Consider the following 22,342-nt stretch of genomic DNA (forward strand, 5'->3'; position numbering starts at 1 on the left):
ATGATCCAAATACCCACTTTTGGCAAGAAAAAATGAAAGTAGCCTTGGTTGTTCTGCTGTTTATAATGTCATTGGCCTTCGGGGGCTGTTCCGAATCTGCCGACCAGGGTCAGGACGACTCTGATGCGCATGCCGCAACCGAACCGATTGTCGGAATTCCCGAATACGGCGGACGTATCATCGAAGCATCGCTCGGCGGCTTTACCCGTCTTATTCCCGGCTTGTCGACGGACGCGGGGTCTTCCGAGGTGCAATCCAAGATTTACGTGTCTGCGCTCAAGTACGACAAGAACATCAACCTTGTTCCCTATGCTGCGAAATCGTTTGAGGTTCTGGACGGCGGCAAACATCTGAAGTTCGTCCTGCGCAAGGATATTCGCTGGTTTGACGGCGAGCCGCTCACGGCCAGAGATGTGGAGTTCACTTATCGGCTGATGATTGATCCCAAAACGCCTACGGCCTATGCCGCGGACTGGAAGGCCATCAGCGAATTTCGTCTGACCGGGCCGTATTCCTTTGAGGTCTTTTACGACCAGCCTTTTGCGCGAGGCCTTGTGACCTGGGCCCATGACATCCTGCCCGAACATGCTCTGGCCGGGGAGGACCTGTCCAATACGCGGTACAGCCGCGAACCGCTCGGAGCAGGTCCCTACAAGCTCAAGGAATGGATTCCGGGACGGCGACTCGTGTTGGAAGCCAATGATGATTTTTTTCAGGGCAGGCCGTATATTGAACGGATCATCTACCGGGAGATTCCCGATCTTTCCACCCAGTTTCTGGAGCTTGAAGCCAGAAACATCGATATGATGGGCCTCACCCCCCTGCAATACCTGCGTCAGACCCGGGGCAGCAAATGGGATCGCTACAGGAAGTTCAAGTACCTTTCGTTCGGGTACACCTATCTGGGCTTCAACTTCAGGCATCCGTTCTTTCAAGATGTTCGCGTTCGGCGTGCCATCGATATGGCCATCGACAAACAGGAGATCGTCAAGGGCGTGCTCATGGGCATGGGCGTGCCTGCGGTGGGACCGTACAAGCCCGGGACATGGCAGTTCGATGAGGATATCCGGGACCGTGGCTATCACCCCGAACAGGCCCGCAAGCTGCTGGCCCAGGCCGGATGGCGTGATACGGATGGGGACGGGCTTCTGGACAAGGACGGCAAGCCGTTCTACTTTACCATTTTGACCAATCAGGGCAATTCCCAACGAAGCAAGGCCGGAGTTATCATTCAGGAGAGGCTGCGCGACATTGGAATACGTGTGGATATTCGTATTGTCGAGTGGGCGGCATTCTTGCACGAGTTCGTGGACAAGGGGCGGTTCGACGCCGTGATTTTGAGTTGGAATATTTTACAGGACCCTGATCTCTACGACGTGTGGCATTCGTCCAAGGTCATTCCCGACGGATTGAATTTTATCAGCTATGCAAATGACGAATTGGACAGCTTGCTGGAGCGCGGGCGCAGGCTTGTGAATAAGGCTGATCGGAAAAAGATATATGACCGCGTTCAGGAAATCCTGTTCGAAGACCAGCCGTACGTGTTTCTTTACATTCCATACTCCCTGCCCATCGTGAATGCCCGTGTACAGGGAATCAAGGCCGCTCCGGCCGGTATTGGTTACAATTACACCAAGTGGTGGATTCCCAAAAAAATGCAAATGCAACAATAAAAGACTGGCGCTGAATGATTCGAATTACTGACATAACCGACAAGGTTTCAGGATATATTGAAAATCCTGATCTCGCGCTCATACAGAAAGCGTATATTTTTGCTGCCCAGGCCCACGAGGGCGTGGTGCGCCTGTCCGGGGAGCCGTATATTTCCCACCCCATGTCCGTGGCTTACCAACTGGCGGTAATGCAGCTGGACGAGGCTTCGGTGGCGGCTGGCCTGCTTCATGACACCGTGGAGGATACGGATACCACCATCGATGAAATCGAAGATCTTTTCGGTTCGGACGTGGCCGACATCGTTGACGGGGTCACGAAGATCAGCAAGATGCAATTCGAATCCAAAGCCGTGGCCCAGGCGGAGAATATCCGCAAGATGATACTGGCCATGGCCGAGGATATCCGTGTGCTCATGGTCAAATTGGCGGACCGTCTGCACAACATGCGCACCCTTGATCACATGAAGCCCATCAAGCAGCGCATGATCGCCCAGGAGACCGTGGACATTTATGCACCGCTTGCCAACCGGCTTGGTTTGCACCGCATCAAGACCGAGCTTGAGGACATGTGTCTTCGTTTTCTCAAGCCCGACGTATACAGCCAGTTGAGCGAGGCCGTTGCAAAGCACCGTTCTGCCGGCCAGGAATATATCGACAAGGTCATTTCCCTGATTCAGGGCATGTTGTCCAAGAACAAGATCAAGGGGCATGTCTACGGCCGCACCAAGCACCTGCACAGCACGCATCAAAAAATGATCCAGCAGGATCTGAGTTTCGAGGAAATCTACGACCTGATCGCCTTTCGCGTCATCGTGCCCTCGGTCAAGGATTGTTATGCCGTGTTGGGGCTGATTCACGCCGCATGGAAGCCGATTCCCGGTCGATTCAAGGATTATATTTCCATTCCCAAGGCCAACATGTACCAGAGCCTTCACTCCACGGTCATCGGGCCGGACGGCGAGCGCATCGAGATACAGATTCGCACGGAGGAAATGAACCGGGTGGCCGAATACGGTGTTGCCGCACATTGGCAATACAAGGAAGTCGGCAAGGGGGCGAAAAGGAACAAGACAACCGGCCAGCGTGATGCCGAACGTTTCACCTGGTTGCGCCAGATTCTGGACTGGCAGCGGGAACTCAACGATCCGCGCGAGTTCATGGCTTCGTTGCGTTTCGACCTGTTTCAGGACGAAGTATACGTCTTCACTCCCAACGGCGATATCAAGGAAATGCCGGACGGGGCCACGCCTGTGGATTTCGCATATATGATTCATACGGAAGTGGGTGATCATTGTGCCGGTGCCAAGGTCAACGGACGTCTCGTTCCCCTGCATACCGAATTGAAGAACGGCGATTCCGTCGAGATCATCACGGACAAGAATCGCAGTCCCAGCAGGGATTGGCTCAAGTTTGTGAAAACGGCCAAGGCCAGAACCCGCATCAAGCAGCACATCCGCACGGTGGAGCGTGAGCGCAGCATTGCGTTGGGCAAGGAACTGCTGGAAAAGGAAGGGCGCCGCGTCGGCATCAATTTCCAGAAGCATCTCAAGGACGGCGAATTTCAGAAGCTGGCGCAGGAGTTCAACTGCAGCAGTGCCGACGATCTCATCGCTCAGGTGGGATATTCCAATTTTACGCCGAAAAAGGTGCTCAAGCGTCTGTACACCGTGTTGCACGGGGAAGAACGTCGCCAGAAAATACCGGAAAAGGCGGCCCAGCCAGCCCAGCCCAAGGCCAAGAGCGATGGCCTGAGCATCAGCGGTGTGGACAAGATGCTGGTACGGTTTGCGGTTTGCTGCAACCCGTTACCCGGGGATCCCATTGTCGGCTACATTACCCGGGGCCGTGGCGTTACCATTCATAGAGTGGACTGTCACAACGTCAAGAATTTCGAGACGGAACGCCTGCTTCCCGTTTCATGGGAGGGCGAGGAAGAGCGTTCGTATCCCGCCAAAATTCGTATCAAGTGTCGTAACCGGAAGGGCATGCTCGGCAAGATATGCATCATGCTCAGCGAGGCGGACGTGAATATTGATTCCGGAACCTTCGAGTCCATGGTTGACGGCACTTCCCAATTGGAATTCACCGTCGAGGTGAAGGACCTTGCCCAGTTGTATTCCGCCTTGTCCAAGGTCAAGAATCTGGATGCGGTATACGAGGCGCTTCGCGTTTCCTGATTCAGTCTTCGGCTATGAAAAAAGCCCGCCGGGAGGAGTGGCGGGCTTTTTGTAACTCCGGTGGGGAGACCCGGAGACGAGGGGGGAGGAGGTTCTTTACTTCTTCGGATGGCACTGCTTGCAGGACTTGGGAGCAACCTTGTTGCCCTGCTTTATGGCAGCCTTGTGACATCCAAGACAGCTTTGCGGTGCCTTGGAGGCATGAAACGCCTTGTAGAAACTCATCTTTTCCTTCTTGCTGGGCTGATCATGACATCCTGCGTTCGAACAGCTGCGAATTTCGCTTGTCCCGTCCCAAGTGTGATGGCACGTCGTACATTCCAGTCCCTTTGCCATGTGCTTTTGGTGCGAGAACTGAACCGGTGTCTTCTTGGCCTGTATCGATTCCGGGGCGGCGAGGAGCATGTCGTCCGGAGCCGAAGGGGCGGCGTAGGCATTGCTTACACAGAGCAGGAACGCAGCCAGCACAAGGAGTTGGTAAGTGTTGAGTCTCATGGCGTCTCCTTGGTTGGAGGTTGTCTTTGTTATGAAGATAAGCAATGGCCGTGCCATAAGAGTAAGTGTCTGATAATGAAGGGTAAAATTGAACCATGGCGGGCCAAGGGCGTTTATGGGCGTACCAAAGGTGCACGCTCTGCGCACGGTTGGTTCACTGGGGCGTATGCGGAGAGAAGGGCGGGGAAAAGCTGTGACCTCGGGGAACTGATGCAGATAAAAAAGGGAGGGCAAACGCCCTCCCTGTTGTTTACATGTCCAGCCGGACTTTTTCCGGACTCAGGCGCCGTTCCAGATGGGCGGCGTATTTGCTCATGCAGAAGCAGCATATGAAATACAGCGCGGCGACCGCGGTGTAGATCTCGAAGGGATAGACCATCAGGCGGTTGTTCAGGGCAAAACCGGCACGGGTCAGTTCCATCACGCCGATGATGTAGGCCAGCGAGGTGTCCTTGAATGCGGCAATGAACAGGCCTACGAGCCCCGGAAGCATTTGCTTGAGTGCTTGCGGCAGGATGATTTTGCGCATTGTCTGGAAGTAGGTCAGCCCAGTGGATTGGGCTGCTTCCACCTGTCCGGGCGGGATGTTTTCGATGCCTGCACGCACGATTTCCGCAATGTATGCGCCGAAGAATATGGTCATGGCCCATGTTGCGGCCCAGAATGCCTGCAATTCGATTTTCAGGATGACCGGGATGGTGAAGAACATCCACGAAAGCACGATGACCAGCGGGTTGGCGCGGATCAATTCAATATAGATGGTGCAGGGAATCCTGAAGAAACGGTACTTGGAGGTGCGTCCCATGCCTGCGAACAGCCCGATGATGAAACTGCAGGAGATGGCGAATACGGCCATTATGATGGAACTGGAAAGACCACCGAGCCCCATGAAGAACTCGGTATCGCCGCCGTTGGGGAATCGCCACAATACGAGCGTTCTCAGGTTTTTGGCGATGATTTCCCAGTTGAAGCCCAAGAGCGCCTTGGCGACCATGAACAGCAGGTAGCAAAGGAACAGGACGAATAGGCCCCGACCGGCAATGGTCATGCCTTTCCATGCTACCTTGAGCGCGCGTTCCGTGGGCGACAGAGTCTTGGAGGCTGCCCGTTTGCGCGCCATCCTGCGCTTGGTGCGTGAGCACCGGGAGTAGATGGCTCCGAATATCCAGAAAAGAGCGTCCGAAATTTTGCGGATGAACGTTTCCTGCCCTTTGGGCACGATTTTGAGCTTGGCGTTGACCAGGTTCATGATTCCGGCAATGAGCAGCGAAAGCAGCGTGTAGATGATGGTCGCTGCGGTCAGGGCCTCGAACCAGTGGTAGGTCAGGGAGGTGACTTCCGTCATGGCCCAGAAGATTTCCATGACGCCGATGGTTTGGGCCAGTGACGAGTTTTTCATGTTGTTCAGGAATTCACTGCCCAGAGGCGGGATGATCTCCCGAAAGGCCAGCGGGAGGATGATCCTGCGCAGGGTTTGCCCGAAGGTCAGCCCTGAGGAATAGGATGCCTCAAGCAATCCTTTGGGAATGGATTGGATGCCCGAGCGGATGATTTCAGCCATGAACGCGCTGGTGAATACGCCGAGGCCCACCACCGCGATCCAGAATTCGAAATCCAGCTCGAAAAGCTGCATGCGGATGTCTTCGGGGAATGCATATGGCAGTGCAAAGTTCCAGAAAAACAACTGCACCAAAAGCGGCGTGTTGCGGAAAATTTCCACATAGCACGTGGCAAACCAGTATACGGGCTTGAAATTCGAAAGGCGCGCCAGCCCGAACACCGTGCCCAGCCCGAGAGCGATCAGTGCCGAATAGATGGAAATGGTGATGGTCAGGTTCAGGCCATTGAGCAGCAATTCGCTCATGAAGCCGTATTGGGTCTTTTCAAAAAGAATGGCCCAGTGGAAGTCGTATTTGAATTCAAAGACAAAGCCGAAATAATATACGACCAGCGCGAGCAGGCAGAACAGGGCCACGTTCTGGACCCATATTTTTTCAAAATAATGTTTGAACATCGTTTTCCATCGCGTAACGGCTTCGGGCAAAGCCCGGAACCTTGGGCTGTTGGTAAAGGTTCGATTGCTGCGTTACTGCAAAAAGCTCAAATCATCACGTACCTGAAGTACGGCTCGTCCTTGCTTTTTTCTTGCGCCTCGCACGCAAACCTTTCTCAACAGTCTGGCATGTTGAAGTTTATAATTTGCGGCTCCGGGCAAGGCCCGGAGCCGTGTTCATTACGGTGTCGCGTGGACCCTAGGGCCACATTTCGATCTTTTCGGTGAGCGGGAAGGGGTAGTCGGAATCCGGGCCGAACCACTTGTTGTAGATGGTCTTGTAGGTTCCGTCTTTCCAGATGTCCTGCACCGCGAAGTTCACGGCGTCGCGCCACGCGGAATCGTCCTGCGGCAGGCCGATGCCGTAAGGCTCGTCGGAAATGAAGTCACCCACCAGTTCGTACTTGCCGGGGACCTTGGCGGCATAGCCCAGCAACAGGGTGGAGTCGGTGGAGATGGCCTGCACGCGACCGGAGCGCAGGGCTTCAAACATGGCCACTTCACCTTCGTAGCCGATGACCTTGGGGTTGGGGTTGCCCAGTTTCTTCAGATAGTTCTCCACGTTGATGATGGAGGTGGTTCCCTGCATGGAGCCGATCTTCATGTTGGCGAACTGCTTCGGGTCCGTGACCTTGCCTTTGGGGGCCAGGAATTTTTGTCCATCAAAGAAGTATGTGATGGAGAAGTCGATCTTTTCGTCACGGATGCGTTTGTGGGTCATGTTGGAAAGGACCATATCCACCTTGGGCGGATCGGTCTGCAGGAAGGAAATGCGGGTGTTGTTGTTGACCACGGTGGGCTCGAGCTTGCAACCAAGGCGCTTGGCGATTTCCTTGGCCATGTCCATGTCGAAGCCGACCCATTCGTTGCTGTCGTTGATGAAGCCGAAGGGGATGCCCTGGTTGGTGATGCCGGCGCGAATGACCTTGTTTTGCATGACGCGGTCATAGGTGGGACCGGCAACGGCACTGGCCGCAGCCATGGTCAGCATGGCCGCCACGAGAACCATGATTTTGAAAGAACGCATAAAGAACCTCTCTCCGTTATGAGTTATCACCCAAAAGCCCGCGGATAGCCGCCCCGGGCCATACACCAGATTAATGCGACAGAATTTTGCTCAGAAAATCCTTGGTACGATCACTTTGCGGATTGTGGAAGAATTCCTCGGGAGTGTTCTGCTCGATGAGCAAGCCGCCATCCATGAAGATGACCCTGTCGGCCACCTCGCGGGCAAATCCCATTTCGTGCGTTACGCAGACCATGGTCATGCCTTCGCGGGCCAAGGATTTCATGACGTCCAGCACTTCGTTGATCATTTCCGGGTCGAGCGCGGATGTCGGCTCGTCGAAAAGCATGATTTTGGGCTGCATGGCCAACCCGCGGGCGATGGCCACACGTTGTTGCTGTCCGCCGGACAGTTGGGACGGATATGCGTGTGCTTTGTCAGGAATATTTACCTTTTCCAGCAGTTTCATGGCAATGGCTCCGGCCTCGGCCTTGGGCATATGCCGAACCATGGTGGGAGCCAATACAACGTTTTCCAGTACGGACATGTGCGGATAGAGATTGAATTGTTGGAAAACGAACCCGACTTCTGCACGGAGTTGCGTCATGTTGGTTCTGGGGTCGTTGACGTCCATGCCGTCTACCGAGATGCTTCCCTTCTGGATGGGCTCCAATCGATTGATGCAGCGGATGAGCGTACTTTTTCCCGAACCGGACGGACCACAGATGACAACGACCTCTCCCTTTTCGATCTCCAGCGATACGTTTTGCAGGACGTGAAGGTCGCCAAACCATTTGTTTACATTTTTGAAAGATATCACGAATTCTTTTCTCCCCGAGATTGCTCGTACATTAGGCAAGTCGGCAAGTAGCAGAATTATCAAGTCCGGGCAACAGTTTCAGGGTATTATTCCGGCTATATCGGCAATATGGTAGCTGCCTGTTTTTGATGTCTTTGACATTGCAATGCGTAACAGTGTTCATGCTTTGTTGATTTTTGCGCAAAAATAAGAGTGTTATTTAATTTTTTTGTAAAGCACGTGTTGGTTTGAAAAAAAGAAAAAAGGACGCGTCCCCATGTTTTGCGACGCGTCCTCTCGGTAAAGAAGATGTTGGCGGAATCAACACTCGGTGACGCTGAGCGCCAGTCCTCCCTGCGAGGTTTCCTTGTATTTTTGGGACATGTCCCGGCCTGTTTCGGCCATGGCTTTGATGACTTTGTCGAGATCGACCATTTGGTAGGCCGCATCGACCGAACTGGCTATCAGGTATGCGTTGTACGCTTTGACCGCACCCATGGCGTTTCGTTCGATGCAGGGTATCTGCACATAGCCGCCCACCGGATCGCAGGTAAGGCCCAGATGGTGCTCGAGTGCTATTTCGGCGGCGTTTTCCGTTACCTGAAAGCGATACCCCCGGGCATATGCCATCATGGCCGCACCCATGGAGGATGCCACTCCCACTTCACCCTGGCATCCGACCTCTGCGCCGGAAATGCTGGCATTGTTTTTGGCCAGAAAGCCTATGGCCGCTGAGGCCATCAGCCCCTCTCGGATCTCATGACTCAAGGCGCTCATGTGTCGTTTGAGAATGAACACCAGGCCGGGGATCACGCCTGCGGCTCCGGCCGTGGGCGCGGTTACGATGCAATGTCCCGCGGCGTTTTCTTCCGAGGCGCCCATGGCGTATGCGTTGAGCCCCTTGAGAAAACCCGGGCCCTGAAAATGCGCCTTTTTGGCCTTGTCGTAGAGGGTTTTGGCCTTGCGGCGCAGCCCGATGGGGCCGGGAAGAACTCCTTCTGTCTGAATGCCTTTTTCCACGGACCGCTCCATGACCATTATGATATTGTCGAGTTTCTCGTTGATTTCCTCTTCGCTGAGTCCGGTGATGGCCATTTCGTTTCTGAGCATCAGTTCATGCAGCCGCAGGCCGGACATGACCAGATGTTTTTTCAGCTCGGCCATGTTGGCGTATTTGAATTCTGGTTCGCCTCGTTGCGTCTCTTTCCAGCCTTTCCATCGGATGAATCCTCCGCCGATGGAATAGTATTCCTGTTCGAAAAGTGTTTCCCCGTTGCCCATGAGACGGAAAATCATGGTGTTGCTGTATGGGTAATCATGTTGCACCGCGTCAAAGATCACTTCGTTGCCGATAAAGGTCAGCTTCCTTGGTCCCAAATCCAGCTGGTATTCCTGGTCCGGATCGTGGTCCAGTTCGTCCAGCACGTCGGGATGACACGATTCGGGATGGTTGCCGAGCAAGCCGGATATAACGGCCCGTCGGGTGCCATGCCCCATGCCTGTGGCGCTGAGTGATCCGAATAATCTTACTTCTACCATGTCGGCTTTGTTGAGGATTTTTGTATCCAGTTCACGAGTTGTCTCCATGAATTGGCATGCAGCTTTCATGGGGCCGATGGTATGTGAACTGGACGGACCCGGTCCGACCTTGAATAATTCAAAAAGTGATGTGGTGATGTATGCCATGGTTTTCCCTCGGGTTGCAGCACAACGGTTGATATTCATTTATGATTCACAACGCGTAATAAGGCAATGGTAAAATTTGCATTACCGGAAGGAAGGGTGGGGGGAATTCGTTTTTGCAAGAGGGAGGGTTATTTGCACTGGCTATAATCGGGATAGTCGAAGTTCCACTTGCGGAAAATTTTCTTAAGCGTTCCGTCTTGGTGGAGCTTGTTCATGCGGGATTCAAACAAGGCCTTGAGTGTGTTGCCGTGTTCTGTCTTGGCAAAAAGAGGATAGTAGCTTCTTTTGCCGACCGGGCGGATGGCAAAATCTTCCAGGGCGAATTCAAGGGAACAGCGTTCAAGGCTCTCGCGTATCAGGTTGATGTCGTCGATGTAGGCATCCTTGCGTCCGAGTATAACCATGCCCAATGCCGTTGATCCGCTGGAGTGTTCCGTGAACTCGACGTTTTTCAGATCCTCGAATTCTCGGGGATGATAATACCCGCGACGCCAGACAAGAGAACGCCCGTTCAGTGATTCCCGGCCCAGCCATGGGGAAATTCGTTTGGGAGAGAAAAACGCATGGTAGTTGTTTACAAACATGGGACAGTTGGCAAGCTGTAGTTCCGCAACTTCATGTGCGGAGCATGCCATCATGTCCGCCTTGCCCAGCCTTATCATTTCGTAAGCCCGTGCCGAGGGCATGTAACGGTGGGTTACCGTGATGTTCAGGGGAGAAAACACCGCATGGAAAATGTCATGGTACAGGCCGGTTCCGTCCTGGTTGGTGAAATCCGCCCACGATGGTCCGGCTATTGTGACGTTTTTGATGCCTGTTTCGCCCATGGCGGGCGACGAGGTCAGAATAAGGGCTGCAACCAGCAGCGTGAGCCAGCGAGTCATCGATGTGTTACTCCATACAGGTAAAGATTAACCTTATTGCACACTACTGGATATGACGGTATTATTTTAATCAACTTCATAGAGTAAGCGTATGGTCAGTATCCTAGGCCATTTTATCCGTTATCCCAAAAATTATTCCAAGCATATGGATCACTTGATAACTGTTGGGGAGGGCAATACGCATATGCGTTTGTTTGGCTTCCTTCTTGTCAGGTTTGCCCCCTGTCGGAATAGTGATTACTATTGCCCCCACAACAGAAGGACTAGGAAATTTCAATCATGCCGCTATCAGATCTCGTTGTCATTGTCACCGCCCTCCTCGTGGGTGGTTTTCTGCTTTTTTACCGTCCCTTGGCCCAATCTTCAGCTTGGCGGGCAACCATCACTCCTCTGGCCTCAATTATGGGGTCCGGATTTCTTGTTTGTGCTCCCTTGCTGTACGCCAACGTGGGCAACTATGCGGTCTGTGCAATGGGGGGGCTCCTTGTTTTGGCTTACGGCGTGGGGGCGGTCATCCGCTTCAATATTCGTTATGGTGAGCCCGTCCTTGCCCAGCACTGCAGTGCCGGGAAGGGAGCCACGGACCAGCACCCTCAGCATATGGGCCACTGCCATGGGGCCCAGCGTTGCGGTCCAGCCGGTGCTGCGGGTTTGCTGGAAAAGGTGTCCCATATCGTGCTGGCCGGGGCATATTGTATTTCCGTGTCTTACTACCTGCAGCTGTTGGCAGGGTTCGGGCTGAAGTATTTCTCTCTGGAGTCGGGCTGGTACGGAAAGGGGTTGGTGACTCTGATTTTGGTTGGCGTCGGCGCGGTGGGCACGGTTCGCGGCCTCAAGGGCATTGAACGGGTGGAGCGCGTGGTGGTGGGTATTAATTTGGCCATGATCGCGGCTCTGGTAGCCGGGCTTATCCATTACAACGCTACCGCTGCCCTGATCGACGGTACATGGCAGCTTCATGCTTTGGCCTCTTCCGGAGACGCCGGGCATGTCGTCCGGATGGTCATGGGAATGCTCATCGTGGTCCAGGGGTTCGAGACTTCCCGGTTCCTGGGGGCCGAACATTCGGCAGAGGAACGCATCCGGACCATGCGTACGGCGCAGCTCGTGTCCACAGCCATCTACGTTGCCTTTGTGGGGCTCATGGCTTTGGTTATCGGACGTACAGGGCTGGACAATAGTGCAGGCATTACAGCCATTGTTAATTATTCCGGTGTGGTGGCTCCAATATTGCCCCTGTTGCTGACACTGACGGCAGTAGGGAGCCAGTTTTCCGCGGCAACGGCGGACGACGCGGGGTGTTCCGGTCTGCTTGAAGCAATTCTTAAGGGATTGATTCCTGTGAAGTTCAACTATCTGGTGGTGTCCGTTGCCGCCATCGTCATAACCTGGCTTACGGACGTTTATCAGATTATCAGTTATGCTTCGCGTGCATTCGCGCTTTTTTACGTGTTGCAATGCGCGGTTGCGGTCTTGATCCTGCGCCGGGTTGCGCCCAGTTACTCGTTTTGGTCGCGTGTTATTCTTTTCGGCTTCCTTGGCCTGTCCTGTTTGGGGGTGACAATTTTCGGCATCCCCGCAGAGTAAGCGGGAGGAGGCGATGGTTCAACTTGGCATATGAAGCTTCGCGCGGTGGCAATATCTGTGTGCAGAATGTGGATTGGCCGTTGAGAATATACGTTTCGCATGTTTTTGATGTGGCTGTATACAAATGCCGCGCAGTGGGCCAACAAGCTCACTGTTTTTCAGGAAGATTGTAGCGGGAATGTTGCAGCTGAAGCGGGGGAGAGAGAAAATGAGGCACAAATCAAGAAAGCGTGCGTAATAACAGGGTCCATTTAAAAACAAAAAAGGGTTTACGGAATTTTTCCGTAAACCCTTGATTTTTCTGGTCGGGATGAGAGGATTTGAACCTCCGATCTCTGCGTCCCGAATGCAGCGCCTTATGTTTTATACCTCGAATTTATTGAATCTTTTTTTGGTTAGTAATACAAAAAGACCCTGAAACCCCTTGTCCAGTATTACCATGTTGTATTACCAAATCCGGAGTGACGGCCAAGGCTTCCTTGCGCTGTTTGACCAAAACATGCTGATAGTGTTTTAGGATCATGGTTGTATCGTTATGCCCCATATTTTCCGCTACGGCTTTGGTATCAGCCCCAGCTGCAAGGACCTCGGTTGCATGAGCATGCCGCAAATCATAGGGACGGATGCGGCGAGTTATGCCCGCACGGCGAAGGGTGGCTTTCCAAGCCGATTTGATGGCTGAAACAGGTTTACCTTTCCAATGAATTACGTGTTGAGCTCCAATTTTTTTATCTTGCTCATGCCATTCTGATATGACCGTTTGTAGGTTTGTTTTTATGTCCAGATCTCGCCACGGCTTTGCAAGGTTTTTATCGGCAGACCAGACACGCAATCGCCACCGCACCATATCGACGTCTTCCCAGGTCAACTGCAATAATTCGGAGCTGCCAATCCTTAAGCCAAAAGATAGGCCTAGAACAATTACACGTTGGATATGAGGGGAGGCTACCGAAATCATTGTTTGTAGTTCTTCTGGGCTAGGTGGGGGGATTTTTTCGTCAACCCCTCTGGGACAGGAGAAGTTTCGGACAGGGTTCAGTTCTATGAGTTCTTGGGCTTCAGCCCAATTCAATGCAGCCTTTATTATGCTCACTTTGCGGTTGATGCCGTTTTGTTTCAGCCCTTGGTCACGTAGTTCAGAAACGAGCGTTCTCATGTGGGCTTTTTTTAGATCCGAAACCTGAACCATGCCAACGATAGGCAGCACTTTTTTCAGGTGGTAGATGGTGTCACGGAGTGACTTCGGCTTCAGTTGTCTGTCTTTGAGGTATGCCCAGACAATGCCCTCCACAGTGAGGTCTTGGCCAGAAGCTTGAACCTCTTCTTCCGGAGCGAAGCGCTCCGGCTCGAACTCCAGCCAATGCTTTATTTGGCTGTCGTGTTCCCGGGCGTCCCGCAACTCCGTAAAATGGGCGGTTTGTATTTTTTTTGTGTAGGGATTGCGCCAGTAAACACGAAACGGCTTGGCGCGGCCCTTCAGTTCTTTGATGGCCATGCCTAGCGTTTACTGGTGATAGGGGAAGGTTGTCAATTTTTTGGGGGGAACCCCTGATTTTGGGTAAGAGAAATAGAGCGGGTTTTATTCCGCGAAGGTCTCATGGAAATATTGGACAAGTCCATCCACCCGCACCTCTGTGAAGAAGTGCCATTCCATCCATTCCTGTATGACAGCAAGGGCCGCTTCACTCAACTTGAAGTCGGTCAGTTCGAATGCCCTGAACATGGTGCTTAGTGGATAAATTTGGTCCAGTCGAAGGATTGACTCGTCTTCGTTTCCTACCGGCAGAGAGTCCCAAAAGAATTGAGGATACTCGCCATGACGAACTCTTTCCATAAAGGTCGCAGGGTATCCCGCCCGCTTTCCAGTTCCCTCTTCGACACCATAGTACGGAGCTATCATGTAGGTGGCGGCTGTCATATAGGAAGGCTTGCCCTTGAATTCTTCACGATCCAGCGGCACATGTGGGGCGGCCAGCACCAAGGCTGGCCTACGTTTTGCTCTGTAGACGGACAACATCTCTCTATCATAGCAAGGTAACCCTGCAACGGGGAGTTTGGACCGTTGAAAAACTTCTTCGTGGTTTGCGGGCATAATTTTGCAGTCCGCTAAAGCGTGCTGGCGGGCGTCGTCTGCTCTGCCTGTTGGGACTAAAGCCATCGGTTCTTGTCCAACGTGTGGTACGTACACCCAGAGCAGGCGTCCCGGTTCAGGAACGTTGCTGTCGGCTTCGACCCACCAAGGATCGACGTGTGAATGCATACAGTCTTCAGGGCAGATCTGGGTCATGGCGAGCCTTTGACTTCCACAGTTCAGGAGAAATGGAGCAAGTCAGTGTTTGGTTATCGATCTGTTGGCCGTTCAATGAATCGAGAAAGGCTACCCCTTCTGAGAAGACTTCGTCATATCGGGGTTCCACCTTGACCCTTTGCTTTTGCTTGGAGGCTCGAACGGCTTTGAAACGCTCTTTAAATCGGCTTTGCATTCTCGCTTGACGTTCCTTTTGGCGTTTCAGCTGGCCTTGACTTAAAGTCTTTTTTTCTGGCGGAGAAATTTTGGGAAGATCGGGTTCCACTACAAGTGAGAAGTCGAGCATCTCTCCCGGCGCCGCGCTCAGCATTGGCTTGGTCAGGTAGATATGATGCAACAGCTCTTCAGTGTTGCTTCCGTATTCTTTGACAGCCTGTTCAATAACTATCTTGGCTATGACCCCCTGTTTATCCAACAGAGCACTGCGGCCTTGTCCAGCGTCTCGCCAGCGGACAAAGTCATGTTCGGCAGAAATTTCTTTTTTCTCGGCACCCATGGCCAAAAGGGCAGGCTCGATTCGTTCCCAGAGAGGAACTGCCCATGGGCCGAAGTGGTGAAATTTCCAAGGGATGCCTGTGTATGTTTCGCCATTATTGTGCTTCGCGTACTCAAGATCAGCCAAGTATAGGTACTTGATCAAATGAATATCGCCCAACTCACGGTCTTGCCAGTCGTCGTTGTCCTTGGCGGCCGTCAGTGCGATTTGAAGCAATGTGTCAACGCGTTCAGTATTCATAATGACTAATTATTTTGAATGGACATGCCGAATACTCACTCAAAACAAAAGAAGCAAGCTATACATTCTTATCACGAACTGGCACATGGCTACAAGCAAGCTCTTGGGCAAAGGAATCTCTTGCTAGTTTAATTCAATATCAGTTATCGAGGAGGGTGGATTTTATGCATTGACTGTCGCAAGGTGTGTGGTATTAAGGATAAAAATCTTAAGGAGGATTTATGTCCAGATACTATGTCAATCAAAACGCCCAATCCAATGGAGATCACGAGGTTCACAAGGATGGTTGCAGTTATATGCCGCTTCCTGAGAATCGTACGTATCTTGGAACGTTCACCAATTGTCAGGATGCTGTTCGTGAGGCGAAAAAGATTTATCCTCAGTCAAATGGCTGTTATTATTGCAGCCGAGAATGTCATACCTCATGATTAAATCTTTTTTGCTTGTTATTTGAGGAAGGCTTTTCAGTGAGCCTTCCTTTTTTTGTGGCGTTCTTCTCTGCTTATTCCTCCAGATATGCCGCAAGCTGCCTTACGAGAGAATCTGCTACGGTAATCCCCCCTAATAATCCTAGAAAGGCAATGTAAAGCCAAATGTAATCCACATATCTCCAGATGACTGGGAAGATGTTGCATCGGTCCATCAAATGAAAAAGAAGGAAGAAGCCTAAAAATGCGATGAGGGGCCATTCAAAAAACATGAATATACCTTTTGAGATGGTGGATAGTGGGAGTCTATGTGTAGCCTTTAAGCGAGGCGGTCGTTTTGGTGAACCTCAAGGCGATGGCAAAGGCAAGAAGTATTGGGCCAAGGTACTTTGCAGAATGTTTGAAGCTGTAAAGGGACATGGCATCCGCTTCCAGCTGAGCGACTCGGCTACATTTATCCCTTAGGCCATTGATGATGTTTAGGATGATATCCTGATCTTTTCTAATTTCTGGAATTCTATGGTTTGACTTGGAGCGGTTGAATGTCTGATCGAAGTACAGCTTGTAGCAAGGCTCTTCATCGAAAATCAGGGCTTTTGCCTGTTTGAACCATCCAACTGCCAATTCATACTCCCAGCGCATTTCTTTTGAAAGATATTCTGGTGGGTTGCTGTAGTGATCGATCGTTACAGCAAGTGCGGGGGAAGCCCAAAAGGGGGTTGAAGACAGGGAGCCGCGCTCCCGTTCCAACTCCTGCTCCGTTTCCGTGAGGTAGATGCTAGCGCCTGAAACGATTAACCCGAAGGAGGCAACCGAAAGCCATATGTAATCAACACACTTCCATAGTGATGGCCGTGGTCCTAGCTTGAACATGGCTATGTGGAAAATGATAATGAACGCGACAAACAGGGAGCTGATAATGATGAGATGGGACATAGTGGTTTTATCTGTTTACCTAATCACCATTCCAACATGGTGGTACGGCACTCCTAGATCGTCGAGCAGGTCGGCGATGTTTTCGCCAAGCCTGTTTGTCTGGTAGTAGGGAGGCATTCTATGGGTTGCGGCAGCAAAGTCTTCCTTAGATATCTTTCGCCAACGTGTGTTTTCAGTTGTCAACTTGTAGACGTTCATTGTCTATTCTCTTTCGTATTCGGTCGTAAAATACGTCCCATGTCTGCATGCGATCTTGTTCCACCAGTCTGTTGGCAAAGGTGGCACATTTCCCTCCTGTTCTGCAAGGCGAAGGCATTGTAGGATTGTTCGTAGGCCGATGGAAAAATCATGGTGCTTGTCCTGCATGGCGAACACCAATTCTTCGCTGCAACGTGTGCAGTCCGTCTTTTTACAATCTCCATCCTGCTCGGCCCGGTTGCCAAGAATTGTGTTGTGGTCCATCGTTATCTCCGTGTTTCGTGCTTTGATTGCAGTTCAGGCCTCATCTCATTTTGAGCAATAGCCCTTCAGAAGGCCCACAAATCTTTCATCGACGGAAAGAATAACCTCTGGATCTTTTTCGGAAGCTTCGGAAACTTTGTACCACTGGAAACCGGTTAATGGCCGAACGGGTTCGTCAATGTTTTCAAAAGATATTTCTACGTTATAGATTGCTTCGAGAATATCGTAGTCAACCGGCTGCGGGCTCACCAAGCGCCTGAACTCTTCCCTGCTTCCCAGATAGTAGCCTTCTTCGTCAGCATGTTCGATAACGACAGAAACGATTCGTTTTTCATCATCGGTCAGGTAATTTCTTGGCGGCTCCAGTTCTGACATGAAGCCCATCTTACCATCTTTGATGTACAAATTTTCGTCGAGCCAATCGAAGGAGCATATTTCCTTCCCATTCATTTCAAAGGTTATCTTCGTTTTGGCCATAGATTTACCTCCTTTTGGACTACCGCCCCTATACCTTCCAGAGTTAGGGCATGGGGTTGAGCCAAGGTTTTCGTATCGGATTTATTGCTTTTGATTTGGTCGTGAGAGTTCGGCCACGAGCTCAGAAGTAGTCTTGCCGGCGAAAAAGGATTTTTGTTTTGGAGTTGTCCGGCGCTTTCCTTTTGGCTTTCTGGAGTTGTCCAGAGCCTCCAGAATTTCGCTTTTATACCACCGCAGTCCGAGTCCTCGGCCTTGGCCGAGGTTTACAGGACGCACCTTGAGCCGTTCCAGCACGGTTCTGGCTGACCCGGGCGTCTACGGTTATGGCGTAAAGGTCAACGATCGCAACGAACTTTTGGTTCCGGGCAGAGACGTGGAGGGGTTCATTCACACTTTGCAAACGGTGAATCAAGATGGGAAATTCTTTGTTGCTGGTTCAAGAAAAACGGGAACCTTCCATACTATTGATCCGGATCGAACAATGGGTAACCCGCAGACACCCATTCTTATTGCTGAAGGATATGCTACGGCGGCAAGCGTACACATGGCCATCGGTGAGCCGGTCCATGCCGCGTTTGATGCAGGCAATCTGAAGCATGTGGCCGAAGCTTTGCACGGCAAATATCCCGATCGGAGTGTTGTTATTTTGTCCGACAACGATCACCAGCAGTCAGGTAATCCGGGAGTGACTAAAGCTCAAGCCGCAGCTCGGGCCGTTGGCGGGCAGTTTGTTGTTCCATTGTTTTCCGATGCCGAAAAGGCCAAGGGATTGACGGATTTCAATGATCTGCATGCTACGCGAGGGCTGGAGGCCGTTCGCAAGCAGCTTGAACCGGTTTTGCAAAAGGTCCGAGGGAAAGGGCTTGAACAGCAGGAAGACGGATTGGCCATGAGCCTTTAACTTACGAGGTTGTAATGAGCATTGTTAGGACACATACGGGTAAGAATCTGGATTTAGCCAATCCGAATTCCAAGGAAATATGCATTGAGGACATCGCGCACCATTTGGCCAAGCTGGATAGGTACAACGGTGCTGGCCATTACTCGTACTCGGTTGGCCAGCATAGTCTGCTGGTGGCTGATGCTTTGCCCAAGGAATACAAGCTTCAAGGGCTTTTGCATGATGCTACCGAGGCTTATCTGGGAGATGTCGTATCTCCGCTGAAGGCCATGCTGCCAGAATATCGACGCATCGAGGGACAGGTCATGAGGGCGATTTGCAATCGTTTCCAGATTACGTTTCCCCGACCTCAGATTATCAAGAAGGCAGATCAGGCAGTAATGGCTGCTGAAATGCAGCAGGTCGTCAAATGGCCGGTTGGCCCAGCGTCCGGATTTGCCGCCGTCTCCGCCGGGTATGGTGATCAAGCCCATGGAATGGCAGCAGGTCAAAGGACAATTTCTGGAACGTTTTCAGGAACTGGAGAAAGGGCACGCCCTGAGCGCTGGGTTGGGATTGTAAGACTTCACAATGATGCACCGGGGAGGTATGATCCTCCCCGGATAAATACTTAGGAGGTATGATGGCACAACTGTCCAGATCTGAGATGTTTGAAAATATCAAGCTGGCTCTTGAAGCTGATAAACGAGGTGACCATGAGGAAGCCTTCCGGATAAGACTCAGAATTCCTTTGGCTCCGCATCTTGCCATGGCCTACAAAGACACGCTTGGAAAGGAAGCTTTGATCGAAAGTGGATTTGATCTTTCAGAAGCGGAGGCCGAGTATGGATCGGAATGGCTTGACGGATAAACTGGTAGCAAAGCTCAATGCAGATTGGGGCGCATATCAACTCAAGGAAAGCACTCCAGAAGCCGAACTTTTTAGTCAAAGCTTGAAAGAATCTGTTTCTCTTTTTCAGGGGGTTGGACAATCTGGGAATCCTTATACCATCTTGATGGTCGAAGAAGTGACCTTGCATCATGAGCTAGTCAATTATTCAAACGCACCGGAGATGGTGAACAGTATCAAGCCAGCGCTGGAGCAGTTGTCTGATGCCAACGAAACGTTGAAGTTGGTTCAGGATCACGATGCGTATGAAAAGGCTGCTCGTACATACTCCTCCAAACGTAAACAGGGCGGCCTTCCTCTGGATGCCTTTCGGGAATTCATCAAGTCCCATACCGCCCGTCTTACTAACCGTCTTAAAGCCACGTCTTCGGTTCCGGAAAAGAACATCCTGCGGCAGCGCAAGGATAATTTGAAGGTTGCCAACCAGAAGTATATGGCCATGCAGCGCCAGGCGCTGGGGATGGAGCAGGGGCAAGGGCTGGAAAGATAGATTCTTAACTCAACCTAAAGCCGCCTGCGAAAAATCGCGGCGATATGCGCGATAATTCATTATTGTCCTTTGTTTCAAATACGGCAACAGTGTTGCAAAAATAAAGGGTCGCGTCCAGTTTGGACACGGCCCTTTATTTATTCCTTCATTCTAGACCAAGCTCTCCGGCTTGGGGTAAGGTGTGTTTTTAGGGCCAGCCGCTTTTGCCAGTGCTTTTTAATGAAGTATACATAGCGAAATTGGCGGAAACGGAGCGGAATAGCGCGGTCCTTGTTATCAATAAGGATTTTGCTTCGCCCTTTTTTGCTCGTGGTCAACAGCATTTCATGAAAGTACTCCCCGTCCAGATAGTAGAAGCTTGTCCAATGGCTCCCGCAATACAGGAAGTTGGAGGCTTGGTAGACCACACCCAGGCGGCCGCATCGTTCGTCTGCGAAGGATTGTATCCAAGCCACGGTGGGACAAGCCCGCTTGATGTATTTTATACTATATGAAATAGCCCGGCTCTCGCTATTCCGGGGGGCTACGTCGCTTAACCACATGCGGTTTAGTTCCATGTATTCCCCGACGCTGGTGTCCGGGACGATTTTGCCCACAGCACGGGGATTGAGCGCATATCCAAACACGAGCACACCGGCCAGATTTTGGCGGTAGAATACGCCGAGGTGACAATAGCTGTTGTTTACTATTCGGTGGGAGTAGTGGTGTTTCAGCACCAATTCCCGAGAGAATTGCGACGGTATCCAGGCGACGTAGAAATCACGCTGGCCGGACGCGGCAACACCGGCCTCGGCATCCTCCAGGGGAATGGCCCAGGTCTCCATGTATTTGTTGGCGTCCTTCTCGTAGTCGAACATCTCGGCCAGCATGGAACCCTGTCCGAACAGGGACTTGGCGTGGTCGGCACTCAGGACACGGACAGGTACGGCAGCCGTGGCCGTGCCGGTGGAGAGCATCTGCTCCAGCACCAGCACCTTGTATTCCACTTCGGCCAGTCCCTGGACCGCATTGGAGTTGTCAAACTCAATATAACACAGGGGAACCCTGATATTGCTGGGAATGTCGTTGAAGCTGATGGACATTTAGCCCTCCTCGGTGGTTACGGCGCTGGCGGCCTTGGCTTCGGCTTTGGCGGCCGCCTCAGCCCCTTTCTTGATGGCTTCGGCTGTGGTTTTTTTTAGGTCGCCATCCTTGAGGCGGCGACGCCAGTAGCCGGTTGCCGGAACTTCCTTGCCGTATTCGGGGAGCGGCTTCTTGGTACGCGGATCACGCACGATCAAGCCGTCTCGGGGTTTGAGATACAAATTAGCCACGTCGGTTCCTCCTACTCCCCGTCTTGGGGCAGGTTCACCAGGTCTTCCGCCTCGGGAGCGTCGCCCGCGAGGGGATACTTGGCACTTAAGGTTGCAAATGGATCAAGGGAGGCCAGATCGCTCTCGGTCATGGCCTGGCCGAGGGTCATGTTTTGCCGCCAGGAGATGGCCCACATGGCCATACCGGCCTTGTCGATGACGGTAGAAAAAAGATTGTCGGCGCGGGTCCGCTCGGCCGTGCTGATAGATTCCTTCAGGTCCCAGGTGTTGCCGGGAATCAGCAGGCTCAACATATCCACAATGGACAGGGCCGCCAGATCACGCGGCTGGCCAGGACGATCCCTGGTCACCACGAACGCGCCCCAGGTCACCCAGGCCTCATAGTCGCCGCAGGACTCTGTCAGATCACTAAAGCCCAGCACGGCCACGAACACGGCCGGAGCCTTAGTTGAAATGCGTTTGAGCTCGTGCAGGTCGAACCGGCCGCCGTGGGACGCACAATGCACCTTCCTTGAGGTGGCCTGATCGATCTTGGCAACAACGGCGTCGCGCAAGCTGGCCAGACTCATTGCAGCACCTCCAGTTGGCGGTCCATCCAGTCATCCACCAGGGCGACCAGGTCGGCTTCGTTCTCCATGGAGATGCCCTGCTGGAAGAGATTGAACGCTCCAAGGCAATCGCCCGTATATCTCAAGAGATCATTTCCACTGGCAATCTGGTGCTCAAGGCCAGAGTTGCTGTTGAGCGCGATCTGTTCGGTGTTGGCCTGGCTCCGGTAATGCTGTCCACCGGGGAGTAAAGCATGGAAGCACGTTGGAGGCGATATAACGACGAAGAGCTGGCTTGGCAGCGAAAGAACACCAAATGCATGGATTTGTACGAACTGGTTCCTGCTTTCAATGAGCGTTTCGGCAGAAACAGAACCTTCCAACAAATTCGTTCTACATTGAACAATTATGGATTTCGGAGTGGTCGGAAGAAAGTGAACAAGTCGTTTGTCATTTACAATAGTGAGCAGGTTCAATTCCTCAAGAATCATTTT

At 52.1% G+C, this 22,342-nt stretch carries 23 protein-coding genes; 7 read left to right on the top strand and 16 right to left on the bottom strand.

Annotated features, from left to right (window positions below; genetic code table 11):
• The first annotated feature begins 32 nt into the window (after positions 1-32).
• Together F8A88_RS13870 and F8A88_RS13875 are read left to right on the top strand one after the other, a co-directional pair.
• Positions 33-1,673, top strand: coding sequence for a peptide-binding protein (locus tag F8A88_RS13870; RefSeq protein ID WP_151151772.1), 1,641 nt, complete (start codon positions 33-35; stop codon positions 1,671-1,673).
• Positions 1,674-1,687: 14 nt separating this feature from the next.
• Positions 1,688-3,850 (top strand): RelA/SpoT family protein, encoded by a 2,163-nt coding sequence (locus F8A88_RS13875; protein WP_151151773.1) that lies wholly within the window; start codon positions 1,688-1,690, stop codon positions 3,848-3,850.
• 96 nt (positions 3,851-3,946) lie between these two features.
• On the opposite strand, the gene F8A88_RS13880 is transcribed toward F8A88_RS13875, so the two are convergent.
• The 6 genes from F8A88_RS13880 to F8A88_RS13905 all read right to left on the bottom strand — a co-directional run bounded on the left by F8A88_RS13880 (position 3,947) and on the right by F8A88_RS13905 (position 10,773).
• Complete coding sequence (locus F8A88_RS13880; RefSeq protein WP_151151774.1) at positions 3,947-4,345, bottom strand: cytochrome c3 family protein; 399 nt, start codon at positions 4,343-4,345, stop codon at positions 3,947-3,949.
• Between the two features lie 250 nt (positions 4,346-4,595).
• Entirely contained in the window at positions 4,596-6,359 is a 1,764-nt protein-coding gene (locus tag F8A88_RS13885) for an amino acid ABC transporter permease (RefSeq protein ID WP_151151775.1), read from the bottom strand.
• Between the two features lie 238 nt (positions 6,360-6,597).
• Complete coding sequence (locus F8A88_RS13890; RefSeq protein ID WP_151151776.1) at positions 6,598-7,425, bottom strand: ABC transporter substrate-binding protein; 828 nt, start codon at positions 7,423-7,425, stop codon at positions 6,598-6,600.
• A 70-nt stretch (positions 7,426-7,495) separates the two neighbouring features.
• Complete coding sequence (locus tag F8A88_RS13895; protein WP_151151777.1) at positions 7,496-8,224, bottom strand: amino acid ABC transporter ATP-binding protein; 729 nt, start codon at positions 8,222-8,224, stop codon at positions 7,496-7,498.
• Between the two features lie 300 nt (positions 8,225-8,524).
• Complete coding sequence (locus F8A88_RS13900) at positions 8,525-9,889, bottom strand: L-serine ammonia-lyase (protein WP_151151778.1); 1,365 nt, start codon at positions 9,887-9,889, stop codon at positions 8,525-8,527.
• A gap of 128 nt (positions 9,890-10,017) precedes the next feature.
• The gene (locus F8A88_RS13905; protein ID WP_151151779.1) at positions 10,018-10,773 is read right to left on the bottom strand and encodes a substrate-binding periplasmic protein; all 756 of its coding nucleotides are present in this window, start codon (positions 10,771-10,773) and stop codon (positions 10,018-10,020) included.
• 279 nt (positions 10,774-11,052) lie between these two features.
• Here F8A88_RS13905 and F8A88_RS13910 point away from each other — a divergent pair, with 279 nt between their 5' ends.
• Positions 11,053-12,360, top strand: coding sequence for a hypothetical protein (locus F8A88_RS13910; protein WP_151151780.1), 1,308 nt, complete (start codon positions 11,053-11,055; stop codon positions 12,358-12,360).
• A gap of 376 nt (positions 12,361-12,736) precedes the next feature.
• On the opposite strand, the gene F8A88_RS13915 is transcribed toward F8A88_RS13910, so the two are convergent.
• The 6 genes from F8A88_RS13915 to F8A88_RS13945 all read right to left on the bottom strand — a co-directional run bounded on the left by F8A88_RS13915 (position 12,737) and on the right by F8A88_RS13945 (position 17,707).
• A complete protein-coding gene (locus F8A88_RS13915) occupies positions 12,737-13,855 on the bottom strand; it encodes a tyrosine-type recombinase/integrase (RefSeq protein WP_151151781.1) in 1,119 nt (372 codons plus the stop codon).
• Positions 13,856-13,939: 84 nt separating this feature from the next.
• Positions 13,940-14,647, bottom strand: a complete 708-nt coding sequence (locus tag F8A88_RS13920; RefSeq protein WP_151151782.1) for a hypothetical protein — start codon at positions 14,645-14,647, stop codon at positions 13,940-13,942.
• On the bottom strand, positions 14,628-15,404 hold the full coding sequence (locus F8A88_RS13925) for a SocA family protein (RefSeq protein WP_151151783.1): 777 nt from the start codon (positions 15,402-15,404) through the stop codon (positions 14,628-14,630). The genes F8A88_RS13920 and F8A88_RS13925 overlap by 20 nt, the downstream gene beginning before the upstream one ends.
• Before the next feature lie 734 nt (positions 15,405-16,138).
• Positions 16,139-16,768 carry a hypothetical protein gene (locus tag F8A88_RS13935; protein WP_151151785.1) on the bottom strand — a complete coding sequence of 210 codons (630 nt, stop codon included), beginning with the start codon at positions 16,766-16,768 and terminating at the stop codon, positions 16,139-16,141.
• Between the two features lie 201 nt (positions 16,769-16,969).
• Entirely contained in the window at positions 16,970-17,230 is a 261-nt protein-coding gene (locus F8A88_RS13940; RefSeq protein ID WP_151151786.1) for an XRE family transcriptional regulator, read from the bottom strand.
• Positions 17,231-17,275: 45 nt separating this feature from the next.
• The gene (locus F8A88_RS13945) at positions 17,276-17,707 is read right to left on the bottom strand and encodes a hypothetical protein (protein ID WP_151151787.1); all 432 of its coding nucleotides are present in this window, start codon (positions 17,705-17,707) and stop codon (positions 17,276-17,278) included.
• Between the two features lie 277 nt (positions 17,708-17,984).
• Between F8A88_RS13945 and F8A88_RS13950 the strand changes: the two genes are divergently transcribed.
• From F8A88_RS13950 to F8A88_RS13965, 4 genes are read left to right on the top strand one after another with little or no spacing between them, the layout of a single operon-like run.
• The gene (locus tag F8A88_RS13950; protein WP_241667467.1) at positions 17,985-18,608 is read left to right on the top strand and encodes a toprim domain-containing protein; all 624 of its coding nucleotides are present in this window, start codon (positions 17,985-17,987) and stop codon (positions 18,606-18,608) included.
• Between the two features lie 14 nt (positions 18,609-18,622).
• Positions 18,623-19,222, top strand: coding sequence for a hypothetical protein (locus F8A88_RS13955; RefSeq protein ID WP_151151789.1), 600 nt, complete (start codon positions 18,623-18,625; stop codon positions 19,220-19,222).
• 5 nt (positions 19,223-19,227) lie between these two features.
• Positions 19,228-19,458, top strand: coding sequence for a hypothetical protein (locus F8A88_RS13960; protein ID WP_151151790.1), 231 nt, complete (start codon positions 19,228-19,230; stop codon positions 19,456-19,458).
• Entirely contained in the window at positions 19,433-19,987 is a 555-nt protein-coding gene (locus tag F8A88_RS13965) for a hypothetical protein (RefSeq protein WP_151151791.1), read from the top strand. Before F8A88_RS13960 ends, F8A88_RS13965 begins: the two co-directional genes overlap by 26 nt.
• Before the next feature lie 137 nt (positions 19,988-20,124).
• On the opposite strand, the gene F8A88_RS13970 is transcribed toward F8A88_RS13965, so the two are convergent.
• From F8A88_RS13970 to F8A88_RS13985, 4 genes are read right to left on the bottom strand one after another with little or no spacing between them, the layout of a single operon-like run.
• The gene (locus tag F8A88_RS13970) at positions 20,125-21,069 is read right to left on the bottom strand and encodes a Mom family adenine methylcarbamoylation protein (RefSeq protein WP_241667468.1); all 945 of its coding nucleotides are present in this window, start codon (positions 21,067-21,069) and stop codon (positions 20,125-20,127) included.
• Positions 21,070-21,300: a DUF2635 domain-containing protein gene (locus F8A88_RS13975; RefSeq protein ID WP_206666413.1), complete on the bottom strand. Its 231-nt coding sequence runs from the start codon at positions 21,298-21,300 to the stop codon at positions 21,070-21,072.
• Between the two features lie 11 nt (positions 21,301-21,311).
• Positions 21,312-21,869 carry a phage protein Gp37 gene (locus F8A88_RS13980; protein WP_151151792.1) on the bottom strand — a complete coding sequence of 186 codons (558 nt, stop codon included), beginning with the start codon at positions 21,867-21,869 and terminating at the stop codon, positions 21,312-21,314.
• Positions 21,866-22,339 (bottom strand): hypothetical protein, encoded by a 474-nt coding sequence (locus F8A88_RS13985; protein WP_151151793.1) that lies wholly within the window; start codon positions 22,337-22,339, stop codon positions 21,866-21,868. The genes F8A88_RS13980 and F8A88_RS13985 overlap by 4 nt, the downstream gene beginning before the upstream one ends.
• Between the last annotated feature and the right edge of the window lie 3 nt (positions 22,340-22,342).

This window comes from Pseudodesulfovibrio senegalensis, from assembly GCF_008830225.1.
Taxonomy (GTDB): domain Bacteria; phylum Desulfobacterota; class Desulfovibrionia; order Desulfovibrionales; family Desulfovibrionaceae; genus Pseudodesulfovibrio; species Pseudodesulfovibrio senegalensis.

Bases quoted from the DNA above. Each gene is read 5' to 3' on its own strand.
- F8A88_RS13870 (WP_151151772.1), top strand. From the start codon at position 33: ATGAAAGTAGCCTTGGTTGTTCTGCTGTTTATAATGTCATTGGCCTTC.
- F8A88_RS13875 (WP_151151773.1), top strand. From the start codon at position 1,688: ATGATTCGAATTACTGACATAACCGACAAGGTTTCAGGATATATTGAA.
- F8A88_RS13880 (WP_151151774.1), bottom strand. From the start codon at position 4,345: ATGAGACTCAACACTTACCAACTCCTTGTGCTGGCTGCGTTCCTGCTC.
- F8A88_RS13885 (WP_151151775.1), bottom strand. From the start codon at position 6,359: ATGTTCAAACATTATTTTGAAAAAATATGGGTCCAGAACGTGGCCCTG.
- F8A88_RS13890 (WP_151151776.1), bottom strand. From the start codon at position 7,425: ATGCGTTCTTTCAAAATCATGGTTCTCGTGGCGGCCATGCTGACCATG.
- F8A88_RS13900 (WP_151151778.1), bottom strand. From the start codon at position 9,889: ATGGCATACATCACCACATCACTTTTTGAATTATTCAAGGTCGGACCG.
- F8A88_RS13905 (WP_151151779.1), bottom strand. From the start codon at position 10,773: ATGACTCGCTGGCTCACGCTGCTGGTTGCAGCCCTTATTCTGACCTCG.
- F8A88_RS13910 (WP_151151780.1), top strand. From the start codon at position 11,053: ATGCCGCTATCAGATCTCGTTGTCATTGTCACCGCCCTCCTCGTGGGT.
- F8A88_RS13915 (WP_151151781.1), bottom strand. From the start codon at position 13,855: ATGGCCATCAAAGAACTGAAGGGCCGCGCCAAGCCGTTTCGTGTTTAC.
- F8A88_RS13920 (WP_151151782.1), bottom strand. From the start codon at position 14,647: ATGACCCAGATCTGCCCTGAAGACTGTATGCATTCACACGTCGATCCT.
- F8A88_RS13925 (WP_151151783.1), bottom strand. From the start codon at position 15,404: ATGAATACTGAACGCGTTGACACATTGCTTCAAATCGCACTGACGGCC.
- F8A88_RS13935 (WP_151151785.1), bottom strand. From the start codon at position 16,768: ATGTCCCATCTCATCATTATCAGCTCCCTGTTTGTCGCGTTCATTATC.
- F8A88_RS13940 (WP_151151786.1), bottom strand. From the start codon at position 17,230: ATGGACCACAACACAATTCTTGGCAACCGGGCCGAGCAGGATGGAGAT.
- F8A88_RS13945 (WP_151151787.1), bottom strand. From the start codon at position 17,707: ATGGCCAAAACGAAGATAACCTTTGAAATGAATGGGAAGGAAATATGC.
- F8A88_RS13955 (WP_151151789.1), top strand. From the start codon at position 18,623: ATGAGCATTGTTAGGACACATACGGGTAAGAATCTGGATTTAGCCAAT.
- F8A88_RS13960 (WP_151151790.1), top strand. From the start codon at position 19,228: ATGATGGCACAACTGTCCAGATCTGAGATGTTTGAAAATATCAAGCTG.
- F8A88_RS13965 (WP_151151791.1), top strand. From the start codon at position 19,433: ATGGATCGGAATGGCTTGACGGATAAACTGGTAGCAAAGCTCAATGCA.
- F8A88_RS13970 (WP_241667468.1), bottom strand. From the start codon at position 21,069: ATGTCCATCAGCTTCAACGACATTCCCAGCAATATCAGGGTTCCCCTG.
- F8A88_RS13980 (WP_151151792.1), bottom strand. From the start codon at position 21,869: ATGAGTCTGGCCAGCTTGCGCGACGCCGTTGTTGCCAAGATCGATCAG.
- F8A88_RS13985 (WP_151151793.1), bottom strand. From the start codon at position 22,339: ATGATTCTTGAGGAATTGAACCTGCTCACTATTGTAAATGACAAACGA.